The 11,506-nt window shown below is 64.4% G+C and carries 6 protein-coding genes; 3 read left to right on the forward strand and 3 right to left on the reverse strand.

Annotated features, from left to right (window positions below; genetic code table 11):
• Position 1: 1 nt before the first annotated feature.
• Positions 2–661, forward strand: coding sequence for a hypothetical protein (locus U0004_RS20165; RefSeq protein WP_147284983.1), 660 nt, complete (start codon positions 2–4; stop codon positions 659–661).
• Between the two features lie 182 nt (positions 662–843).
• Complete coding sequence (locus tag U0004_RS20170; protein ID WP_070256586.1) at positions 844–2,949, forward strand: prolyl oligopeptidase family serine peptidase; 2,106 nt, start codon at positions 844–846, stop codon at positions 2,947–2,949.
• 67 nt (positions 2,950–3,016) lie between these two features.
• Here the strand turns inward: U0004_RS20170 and U0004_RS20175 are convergent, their stop codons facing one another.
• Positions 3,017–3,640, reverse strand: a complete 624-nt coding sequence (locus U0004_RS20175; RefSeq protein WP_034779137.1) for a glutathione S-transferase family protein — start codon at positions 3,638–3,640, stop codon at positions 3,017–3,019.
• Between the two features lie 262 nt (positions 3,641–3,902).
• Between U0004_RS20175 and U0004_RS20180 the strand changes: the two genes are divergently transcribed.
• A complete protein-coding gene (locus tag U0004_RS20180) occupies positions 3,903–6,608 on the forward strand; it encodes a M1 family metallopeptidase (RefSeq protein WP_070256585.1) in 2,706 nt (901 codons plus the stop codon).
• Positions 6,609–7,088: 480 nt separating this feature from the next.
• Here the strand turns inward: U0004_RS20180 and U0004_RS20185 are convergent, their stop codons facing one another.
• Both U0004_RS20185 and U0004_RS20190 read right to left on the reverse strand, forming a co-directional pair.
• Positions 7,089–8,129: an OmpA family protein gene (locus U0004_RS20185; protein ID WP_070256584.1), complete on the reverse strand. Its 1,041-nt coding sequence runs from the start codon at positions 8,127–8,129 to the stop codon at positions 7,089–7,091.
• Positions 8,130–8,182: 53 nt separating this feature from the next.
• Positions 8,183–11,488 (reverse strand): hypothetical protein, encoded by a 3,306-nt coding sequence (locus tag U0004_RS20190; RefSeq protein WP_139144150.1) that lies wholly within the window; start codon positions 11,486–11,488, stop codon positions 8,183–8,185.
• Positions 11,489–11,506: the final 18 nt, after the last annotated feature.

Below are 11,506 nucleotides of genomic sequence, written 5' to 3' on the forward strand. Positions count from 1 at the left end.
CATGACAGCGATCACTTGCCCCTACGATGGCGACTGCGGGCACTCATTCGCCCCCAGCGCAATGGCAGCGTCGGATGGCGCGTTCTTAACGACGGCCGTTGCCAAAAAGATGACGTTCATGTTCCTGCACTGCCCCGCATGTACAAGGATGTTCCAGTTCAATCCGGTCGCCTGGACAGCGCAGGCTTGCGAAGCTGCCGCGCCCAAGGCTGCCAGGGTCGCGAAGAAAAGCGGCAAGCAGCTGGACAAATTGCTGGCCAGGGAAAAAGTGGCCCTGCCCCCGGCCTATCTCGATCACCTCCACAGTGGAAAATCGCGTCGCGAGGTGGCGATTTGCAGCGATGAAGATCCTTTCACGCTGTACAGCCTGGACGAGCTGTGCAAAAAGGTCGATGTGGATGGAACAAGCTATCTGGCAGTCAGGCAACTGGCAGGCTTTGCCCAGGCCCTGGCGCAAGCGGCGGGAGCCGGCTCGAAGCAGGCAGCACCGTTCAGTCCTGCGGAGCTGGCGGCTTGCCTGGCCATCGGCGAGGAAAATACGCGCATCCTGTTCATCGACAGCCGCGACAACGAGGCATTGTGGATTTATCACCCCGACGGCGGCGATGTCGACAAGACACGGCTCACCGTGACCTCCCTGATCGGGCCTGGCGCCCTCTGAAGGGCGCATCACGCCGCAGATTCTGCGGCCTGCTTCCATTCCAGCAAACAATATTGGAAAAGCATGTTATTTTTTAAATAGTCGTTTATAGACACTGGTTCCCCGCAGCAATCCATGGCACCATGGGTGCGCCGTTTTGACAGCAACACGGCACAACCGACCATCGTCAAGGAACCCTGTCCATGTCTTTTTATCGCAAGTTTGCCGGCAGCATGCTGCTGGGCCTGGCCACAGCGGGCGTCGCCCATGCCCAAGCCCCGGCGCCCGCCTCCACCCCTACCGATCCCCACCTTTGGCTGGAAGAAGTCCTCGGCGACAAGCCGCTGGCCTGGGTCAGGCAGCACAATGCCGTGAGCACCAAGGAACTGGAAAGCCAGCCCGGTTTCGCCGCCCTGCAGGCGCGCCTGAAAACCATCCTCAATTCCAAGGAACGCATTCCCTACGTCAGCAAGGAAGGCGAGTATTACTACAACTTCTGGCGCGACGCCCAGCACGTGCGCGGCATCTGGCGCCGCACCACCCTGGCGCAATACCAGCTGGCCGAGCCAAATTGGGAAACCGTGATCGACCTCGACCAGCTGGCCGCCGGCGAGAGTGAAAACTGGGTCTGGGGCGGCGCCACCTGCCTGTATCCGAAGGGCGAACGCTGCCTCATTTCCCTGTCGCGCGGCGGCGGCGACGCCAAGGTGGTGCGCGAATACGACGTGGCCAGGCGCGCCTTTGTCGACGGCGGCTTTACCCTGCCCGAAGCGAAAGGCAGCGCCAGCTGGATCGACCAGGATACCCTGTTCGTCTCCACGGATTTCGGCCCCGGCTCGATGACCAGCTCCGGCTACCCGCGCATCATCAAGCAGTGGCAGCGCGGCACGCCGCTGGCGCAGGCGCAAACGCTGTACGAAGCCAGGCCCGACGACCTGAGTGCGGGCGCCTACAAGGATTTCACGCCCGGCCACGAACACCAGTTCATCGAGCGGCAAATCGATTTCTACAGCGGCGAAATGTTCCTGCGCGACGGCGCCGAGTTGAAGAAAGTGCCGAAACCGGACGATGCGACGGCATTCACCGTGCGCGACCAGCTGGTCATCACCCTGCGCTCCGACTGGAAAGTCAACGGCAAGACCTATGCGCAAGGCTCATTGCTGGCGACGGATTTCAAGGCCTTCATGCAGGGCAAGCAGGAACTGGAAGTGCTGTACGCGCCAACGGCCACGTCTTCGCTGGACAATGTCACGGCGACGAAATCGGCCATCCTCGTGACGACCCTGGACAAGGTCAAGAACCGCCTGACGGAACTGCGCCATGTGAACGGCAAGTGGCAGCGCCGCGCCGTCGATGCGCCGAAACTGGGCACCCTGGCCGTCAGCGCGCTCGATTCCGTCGACTCGGACCAGTACTTCCTGACGGTGACCGACTTCCTCAATCCGACCACCCTGTACCTGGCCACGGCGCAGAGCGACAAGCGCACGAAAATCAAGTCGCTGCCCGCCTACTACGACGCGGCGCCGTACAAGGTGGAGCAGTTCGAATCGACGTCGAAGGATGGCACCAGGGTGCCGTATTTCGCCATCATGGCCAAGAAGACGAAGTTCGACGGCAGCAACCCCACCGTGCTGTATGGCTATGGCGGCTTCGAAGTGTCGCTGAAACCCAGCTACAGCGGCACCACGGGCGTAGCGTGGCTGGAAAAGGGCGGCGTGTACGTGCTGGCGAATATCCGCGGCGGCGGCGAATTCGGCCCCCGCTGGCATCAGGCGGCATTGAAGGAAAACCGCCAGCGCGCGTATGACGACTTCATCTCGGTGGCGCAGGATCTGATCAAGCGCAAGGTCACCAGCCCGCGCCACCTGGGCATCATGGGCGGCAGCAATGGCGGCCTGCTGACGGGCGCCGTGCTGGTGCAGCGTCCCGACCTGTTCAACGCCGTCGTCAGCCAGGTGCCGCTGCTCGACATGCGCCGCTATAACAAGATGCTGGCGGGCGCCTCGTGGATAGGAGAGTACGGCGACCCGGACGTGCCGGAACAATGGGCTTATATCAGCAAATACTCGCCGTACCAGAACGTCTTCAAGGACAAGAAATATCCGCGCGTGCTGTTTACCACTTCGACGCGCGACGACCGGGTCCACCCTGGCCATGCGCGCAAGATGGTGGCGAAGATGGAAGAGCAAGGCCACGACGTGCTGTACTGGGAAAATACGGAAGGCGGCCACGCGGGTGCCGCCAACAACGACCAGCAGGCGCTGATGTGGGCGCTGACCTACACCTTCCTGCGGGAGCAGCTGAAGTAATGGGGTGGTGTCGGATTACGCATCCCGCTAATCCGACCTGCCCGACCCTGCCCAGCTGCAGGATTGCCTACTTCGCCTGCGCGCTGGGGCGTTCGGCGATGCGGTCGCGGTAAGCCTGCAGGTTGGACAAGCCTTCCGCGCCGGGACGGTACTTCATCAGGCCGCGCGCAAATTCCAGCGCGCAGAAGGCCGTGATGTCGGCAATCGTGAACCGTTCGCCGGCGATGTACGGCTGGCTGCCCAGCACCTGGTCCAGCCATTGCGCCGTTTCGCGCAGCTTGCCCGCCTGCGCCGCGGCGAAATCGGGAAACTGCGGGTTTTCCAGCGCCACCAGGGCCGGATGGCCGTGGCGCACCCAGTTGGCGGTGGCGCTGAACAAATGCAGTTCCACGCGGCGGTCGGCCATTTCGATGAAGGCGCGTTCCTCGAAGCCTTCGCCCATCAGGTTCGGCTGCGGCTGCAAGCCTTCCAGGTAGGTGCAGATGGCGCGCGTCTCGGTCAGCACACGCCCGTCCGCCAATTCCAGCACGGGCACGCGGCCCAGCGGGTTTTTCGCCAGGAAGGCGGGATCGCGGTGCTGCCCCGCCATCAGGTCGAGCGCCACTTCCTCGATGCCGGTGATGCCCTTCTCGGCGATGAACATGGTGACGCGGCGTGGATTGGGCGTGCGGGGGCTGATAGTCAGTTTCATGTGCAGGTCTCGTCTCGTTGTAGTGGTGGATGGTGGTTGACAATCAGGTGCGGCACCAGCCTGTGGCAATGCAGTCAGGCGCCCATCATACCAGCGCACCGTCGTGGTGCGGCGCTCCTGGCGCGTTGACTTTGCCCCCGTTTCCACTTAGATTGCTGTACGGGAACGCTGGCTTCCAGTTCCAGCGATGTCCCCCAACCGCCATCAACGCTCGCAGCCTACCCGGCCGGCGGGCGTTTTACCCATGAACGAAGGGCATACCATGCATCGCACACCGACTCCGCGTTTCCGCCGCAGCCATCTGGCCGCCGCCGTCCTGGCGCTGACCGCCGTCACCGGCTTCACCCCGGGCCACGCCGCGCCCGCCGCCAAATACGCGTCGGCCAGCCACGCCCTTGGCACCACCACGCAGCTGCCGCGCGGCGTCACGCCTTTGCACTACATCCTGTCGATCACGCCGGATGCCGCCGCCTCGACCTTCAAGGGCGAAGCCGCCATCAAGGTGGCCGTCGACACGCCAACATCCAGCATCACCTTCAATGCCCTGAACCTGGCGTTTGCCGCCGCCGCCATCGAAGGCGCGGGCGGCAGCAAGCAGGTGACGCGCAAGATCGATATCGATGCGGACAAGCAGACGGCCACCGTGCATTTTGCCGAGCCGCTGGCCAAGGGCGAGTACCTGTTGCGCATCGACTACACCGGCAAGATCGGCACGCAGGCGACGGGCCTGTTCTCGCTCGACTACGATACGCCGCAAGGACGCCAGCGCGCCCTGTACACGCAGTTCGAGAATTCGGATGCGCGCAGCATGCTGCCATCGTGGGATGAACCGGACTACAAGGCCACCTTCGCGCTGGACGTGGTCGTGCCGAGCAACCAAATGGCCGTCGGCAACATGCCGATCGCCCGCAGCGAAGAGCTGGGCAATGGCAAGAAGCACGTGTATTTCGCCACCACGCCGCGCATGTCGACCTATCTGCTGTTCTTCGGCCTGGGCGACTTCGAGCGCGCCACGGCCATGAGCGACGGCACGGAAATAGGCGTCATCACGAAGAAGGGCGCGCTGGCGCAAAGCCGCTTCGCGCTCGACGAGTCAAGCGCCCTGCTGCGCGAATACAACGATTATTTCGGCGTGCGCTACCCGCTGCCCAAGCTCGACAACATCGCCGCGCCGGGCCGCAGCCAGTTCTTCGGCGCCATGGAAAACTGGGGCGCCGTCTTCACCTTCGAATACGGCCTGCTGCTCGACCCGACCATCTCGACGCAGACCGACAAGGAAAACATCTACACCACCCTGTCGCATGAAATGGCGCACCAGTGGTTCGGCGACCTGGTCACCATGCGCTGGTGGGACGACCTGTGGCTCAACGAAGGTTTTGCATCGTGGATGGAAAGCCGCACCACGGAGCGTCTGCACCCGGAATGGAACACGGCCCTGTCCAACGTGGGCGGACGCGAATCGGCGATGAGCCAGGATGCGCTGCGCACCACGCACCCGGTGGTGCAGCGCATCGCCACCGTGGAACAGGCCAGCCAGGCCTTCGACGGCATCACCTACCAGAAGGGCGAAGCGGTGATCCGCATGCTCGAAGCGTACGTGGGCGCCGACACGTGGCGCACGGCCGTGCGCAGCTACATGCGCAAGCATGCGTATGGCAATACTGTGTCGGACGACCTGTGGCGCGAAGTCGATGCGGCCGCGGGCAAGCCCGTCAGCGCCATCGCCCATGACTTCACCCTGCAGCCGGGCGTGCCGATGATCACCGTCGGCGCAGCCGTGTGCAGGAAGGGCAGTACGCGCGTGACCTTGACGCAGACGGAATTTTCCAAGGATCAGCCGGACAAGAAGCCGCTGTCGTGGAAAGTGCCGGTGATCGCTTCGACGGTCGGCAACGGCAAGCTGGCCAAGGTAGTGATCAAGAATGGCAAGGCGACCCTGAACGTGCCCGGTTGCGGCGCCCTGCTGGTGAACGCGGGCCAGAGCGGCTACTACCGCACCCTGTACGCGCCAGCCGGCACGCACGCGCTGGCGGGCAGCTTCGCACGCCTGGCGCCGATCGATCAATTGGGCTTGCTGGCGGACAGCCAGTCGCTGGGCATGGCGGGCTTGCAAGACCCGGCGGCTTTCCTGGAACTGGTGAAGGCCACGCCGCTGTCGGCCGATCCGCAAGTGCTGGGCCGCGTGGCCGGCTCGCTGAACGGCCTGTATGAGCAGTATGCGGGCGATAGCGCGGAAAGCAAGGCGCGCCAGCAGGCTTTCGGCCGCTTTGCCATGGCGCGCCTGGCGCCGATGATGGCGCAGACGGGCTGGGAAGCGCGCGCGGGCGAAGCGTCGAGCGTGGCGACCCTGCGCGGACGCCTGATTTCCATCCTCGGCGACATGGGCGAGCCGGGGGTGATCGCAGAAGCGCGCCGCCGCTACGCGGCCAGCGAACAGGATCCGGCCGCCATGCCTGCGCCGCTGCGCCGCACCATCCTGGGCGTGGTGGCGCAGCATGCGGACGCCGCCACCTGGGAGCAGCTGCACGCCAAGGCGCAGCAGGAAAAGACGCCGCTGGTCAAGAACCAGCTGTACGACTTGCTGGCCTCGACCGACGATGCGGCCCTGGCGCAGCGGGCGCTGGCGCTGGCGCTCACGGATGAACCTGGCGTGACCAACAGCCCGGCCATGATCTCGCGCGTTTCGCGCAGGCATCCTGAACTGGCCTTCGACTTCGCGCTGGCGCACCTGGAGCAAGTCAATGCGCGCATCGACGCCAGTTCGCGCAGCCGCTACTTCCCGCGCCTGGCGGCCGGTTCGGCGCAGCCGGAAATGATCGCCAAGCTGGAAGCGTATGCGCAGGCCAACCTGCCGGCCAGCGCGCGCGGCGACGCCGACAGTTCCGTGGCCGGCATCAAGTACCGCATCAAGGTGCGTGCCGAACGCCTGCCGGCCGTCGATGCGTGGCTGGCCAAGCAAACGGGCTAAGCGCCCGCGCCCGGCGCCGCAGTACGGCGGCGCCGGGCATTTTTCAGCCCTGTACGAAAATCCGGGCAAAAAAAACCGGCTTCGCAAAGTGCGGTAGCCGGTTGAAACGCTGTTTCAGAGCGCAGGGATAAAGCAGGAAAACACATGAAAAAGTGGAAATCGTGCCGGTCATTGAGGTGTCCGGCAACCTTGCGCCCGGGGTTTCCGTGCGCCATGTATCCACTATGCCAGCCCTTGCCGGAAACAGGCTTAGGACTTCATTAAATCCCCGCCCGATCCCCGCATTTCCCCTGTCCCACCCTGCAATCATTACTATAAAACAAGTTTTACATATCTGGTGCCGATGGTTGAGCTCACCGGCTAAGCTGTTGAGTCATGCCTGCATCCTATCGCTCCCGGAGCGTAGTGATTTGCGCATTGCATGCTGTGTGCCAACAAAAGCATCATAACAGCGCCATATGACCGCCTTATGACGTAGCGCTATGGTGCGCCGCCTTCCTTCGCGGAACTTTTGATACCCGTCAACTCAATTTCCACGCGGCGGTTCGGCTGCAGACAGGCGATCAGGGCGGCGCGCGGCGCCACCTTGTCGCAGGCGGCGACGGGTTCCGCCTTGCCCTTGCCGTACGCGCTGATGACATTGGCGATGCCTTGCTCGCGCAGCAACTGTTTCACCGTCAGCGCGCGCCGTTCGGACAGGGCCTGGTTGTAGCTGTCCGAACCCAGGCGGTCCGTGTGGCCCGTTACGGAAAGCGTATCGATCTGCACATAGCCCTGCTTCAGGCGCGCCGCCAGTTCCCGGATTTTCTCGACGCCCTGCGGCAGCACGTCGGCCGCACCGGCCTTGTCGAAACGGAACAAAGCATCCATGTCCAGGGTGATGCGTTCATGCTCGATGCGCGGCGGCAGGATTTCCGGCGGCTTCGGCTTGTCGGCAGGGCAAGCCGCGGCGGCGGACTGGGCGGCCGCCTGCGCATCCTCGGCCAGCTGCACGTAAGGGTTCGCGTGGCGCCAGCCCTGCTGCTTGTACTCATTGCCCGCATGCACCAGTTCCACTTCGCCGCACGCCACCTTTTGCGCCGCACAGGCGAAGCCGGGCGACTCGCGCAACGTTCCAAAGCCGGACCACAGATCGTCGCGCAGGCGCGTGGCATCGTTCACCAGCGGCGTGGCGTCGCCGGGATTGGGCGTGCTGCCGTCTTCCAGCGCGGCGACGATCTTTGCCGATTCCTGCAAGGCTTGCAGGGGAAAGGCCGAGCGATCGTTGCGCGTGTACTCATGGAAGGACACGTCGAGCCAGCATTGCGCCTTGGACAGGTAATAATCGCCCACGCGCACGCCGCCGTCGTTGAGCTTCTTGATGCGTTCCTGCAGCAGGCGGTAAGCCTGCTGGTCCGCAGAGACGGCCTGGTCGCTGATGCGCAGCTGGGGCATGGCCAGCGGCGCCGTCGGCAGGGCGGGCGTGGCCGCCTGGGCCAGTCCCATGGCCAGCAGGCTGGCGAGCGGTATCAGTGCGTTCATTGGTATCTTCGTCGGTGTCATCGTCGGTGTCATTTTCGGAGTCATGGTAGTTTTCATGGCCGGGCCAGGGTACGGTTGATGGTGGCGTCTTTGCCTTTGAACAGGTTTTCATCGAACTTGAAGCGCAGGCGCAGGTAGGGGCCGCGCGCCGTGTAGTCGGCGCCCGTCAGGTCGCGGTCGGAAAAGCCCGACCAGTTGTGTCCGGCCGACAGCCACAGGTTTTGCGCCAGCAGATAGCCCACTTCGACGCCATTGGCCCACTGGCGGCTGCCCCCTTGCGGGCTGCCCATCACGGCCGCCAGCACGCCGATATCCCAGTGCTTGCTGATGTCGTACACGGTGCGCCCGGAAAACAGCCATGCCGTGTATTTCTCTTGCCCGGCAGGCAGGTTCTTGTCGTTGTTGTGCTTGGCGGCGACCCTGCCCGTGAACCACCATGGACGGCTGGGGTGGTAATCGAGGTGCGTGGAAACGATGTGCGCGCGGTAATTGTCGCCATCGATCTGCGACTGGTCGCGCACGGTCTTGTACTCGTAGCGGGCCAGGCCGTTGAAACGGTTGTCGTCCACGGGGCGCCAGGCAAAGCCCAGCTGCGCCCTATCCTGCAGCACGTTGCCCACGGGCGCGCCGCTGGCGTCGTCGTTGTTGCGCGTGTACAGCAGGTAATTACGCGCAAGCAAGGTCCAATCGCGGCTCAGCTTGCGCGCCCAGGCGATGGTATTGAGCCATTGATCCTGGCGCTGGTTGCCCGGCGCGATCTCGCTGTCGAACAATCGCCGGTACTCGAGCTTGACGGAGCCGCGCCACAGGGGATTGACGGCATAGTCGAATCCCGCCGCCACGGCCACGGCTTGCTGTTGCTGGCCGTTCATGACTTTCAGGTATTCGATATTCGTGTTCGCCGCCAGCCCCTCGCCCAGGTTCCACGTGTTGCGCAAGCCGGACGCCAGCTGCAGGTCGCGCTGGTTGCTGAGGCTGTAATCCATGGCGTCGCGCATGCGGTACTCGCCAAACACGGTGCCGCCCGGCATGTAGCCCGTATCCGCGCCGGCGATGAAACTGGTGCTGCGGTCGGCCGGATTGAGCGAGTAGGCGGATGCCAGCCCCGTCTGGTTTTCATAGCGCGCGTACAGGCGGCTGCGTTCGGCCAGCTGGTATTGCGCGCCCAGGCCATAGCGGTGCTGGTCCGCATCGGAGACGCTTTTTTCCACGTCGCCATTCAGCGTCCAGCGCTCCGTGGCCTTGTATTGCGCCCCCAGGCGCACGGTGGTGGCGTCCAGCGGCGCCGTCGTGCCCGTGCCAGCGCCGGGATTGATCGGCGCAAACGTGGTGATGCTGCCGCCCGTGACAGGATCGATGGCCGTATTGGCCGTGCCGTTGCCGAAGAAGCCGCCCGTGGGATTGAGGCCCGTGCCCAGCGGCGAGGTATTCGGCGCGATGCCGGCCGTCGACGGCATGCCGCCGCTCTCCTTCATGTGCTGGACGGACACGTCGAGCAGCCAGCGTTCGCTGGCGTTCCACGCCACGCCCAGGCGCTGCGCATCGCGGCGCGCATCCGTGCTGCGCTCGTCGCTGCGGATGGCCTCGCCATACACGGTGACGGCGGGACTGAGCTTGTAGCCCGCCTTCACGCCCGCCTCGCCCCGTCCGCCCGTGATGCCGGCCGCCGTATTGTTGAAATCCCTGTCGGAACGGTGCCAGTAGGCTTTCGCTTCCAGCTTGTCATCCTTGTGCTGCAACTCGACCCGGGCCGCATTGCCACTGACTTCATCGCGCAGCTCGCCCGCCTGGCCGGATGGCGTCGTGTAGATACTGCCGCCCGCGCTGTAGCTGGTGGACGTGGTGCGCGCCACTTCGAGCACCAGCAGGCTGTGCTCGCCGAAGCGCAAGCCCGCATTGACGCTGTGCAATTTATACGGCGACAAGGGATTTTTATCTTCCACGGCCGAGCCGCCGAGCGACACCATCTTGCCCAGTTGCACTTGCCCATCCACGCCCAGGGTCCAGAATTTCTCGCCGCCCTGGTCCACCTCATAGCTGATGCGGATCGACTGCGGGTCGCCATTCGGCGTCAGCGCGGGGATCGCCTGCTTGAACAGGATGCGCCCGCTGAACGGCTCGAAGCTGTAATCCTCGAAACGGCGCAGCTGCGTCACTTGCACGATATTGCCGTTCTGGTTCTTGTCGCGCACCACGATCTCGATCTTTTCCGAGTTTTCGATGGCGTTGTTGTTGCGCACGGCAAATGGTCCCGACGTGCCGTTCGCACGGTATTCCTCGACCACCTGCTTGAGGCTATCGTTGATGGCGAAGGCATTCGCGACGATGCCATCCCGCTCGTAATGGCCGCGCCCGCCCGTGGCCGTGCGGTTGTACTGGCCCAGTTTTCTCTGCTGCAAGTTGGCCACGGCGCCGCCGCCCGTCATCTGGCTGAAGCCGTCGCCGGTGGCAAAGTCGCCGTACAGCACGTAGCTTTTCTGCTGGTCGATGCGCACATACAGGCGGTCGCTGGAGCGGGCGTCGAAATTGCGCACGGAACTGTCGCCGTAGACGGGATAAAACTCTTCCGGATTGACGTCGCGCATGAGACGCGCGCGCGTATCCTTGTCCGAGTCGTAGGCGGCCGTCAGCAAGGCGTCGCCACGGATCGTCCCTTTTAAAAACATCGCCGCGCGGCCCGCCACGTTGGCCTTGCCATTGTTGAAGGCGCGGCTCCAGCGCTGGATGTCGCGTTCGAAACCATCGTTGAAGCGCGACGGCGAAATGTCGCTGCTCGACAGGCTGCGCTTGCTGATGATGCCGTCGATCAAGCCCACGGCCAGCATGTCGCGCAATTCCGGCAAGAAACTGATCGTGCCCTGCGCCGCCACGGCACCGGCCGACACGCGCAGCAGCACATCCTGCGGCGTGGCCGGAGCCAGCAGGCTGAAGCTCGCTACACCATCCTCCACCGTCAATTGGGTGCCGGGCGTGACCTTGTCGGCGTCGCGCCGCTCCGGGCCCAGTTCATCGGTCCGCGCGCCGGGCAGCAGGATACGCCCGCCGCTGGCCTCGATGGTCAGCAAGGCCGTGCCCATCAAGGGCTTGCCCTGCGCGTCATACAGCCTGACCGTCACCTTGACGGGGCTCTGGCCATCGGCCGGTGCCTCGCCGTGATCCGTCTCGACGGCGATGCGCGCCACGCCCCGGTTGATGGCGTAATCGGTGCCGCCGACCTTGCCGGCGAGGAAGGACGGCGCCGCCACGACGGAGCCTGCCGCATGCTCCGGCAAGGGCAGTTGCGCCAGACTGGCGGCCGGAAATGCCAGCAGGGCCAGCGCGGCGGCCATGCGCCGGGGCGCGGGGAGCGTTCTCTTCATGGCTTGTTTCTCTTTGGC

Origin of the sequence: Janthinobacterium lividum, from assembly GCF_034424625.1 — a bacterium.
Classification (GTDB): domain Bacteria; phylum Pseudomonadota; class Gammaproteobacteria; order Burkholderiales; family Burkholderiaceae_D; genus Janthinobacterium; species Janthinobacterium lividum.

Coding starts and splice junctions, on each gene's coding strand:
- U0004_RS20165 (WP_147284983.1), top strand. CDS start 2: ATGACAGCGATCACTTGCCCCTACGATGGCGACTGCGGGCACTCATTC.
- U0004_RS20170 (WP_070256586.1), top strand. CDS start 844: ATGTCTTTTTATCGCAAGTTTGCCGGCAGCATGCTGCTGGGCCTGGCC.
- U0004_RS20175 (WP_034779137.1), bottom strand. CDS start 3,640: ATGAAACTGACTATCAGCCCCCGCACGCCCAATCCACGCCGCGTCACC.
- U0004_RS20180 (WP_070256585.1), top strand. CDS start 3,903: ATGCATCGCACACCGACTCCGCGTTTCCGCCGCAGCCATCTGGCCGCC.
- U0004_RS20185 (WP_070256584.1), bottom strand. CDS start 8,129: ATGAACGCACTGATACCGCTCGCCAGCCTGCTGGCCATGGGACTGGCC.
- U0004_RS20190 (WP_139144150.1), bottom strand. CDS start 11,488: ATGAAGAGAACGCTCCCCGCGCCCCGGCGCATGGCCGCCGCGCTGGCC.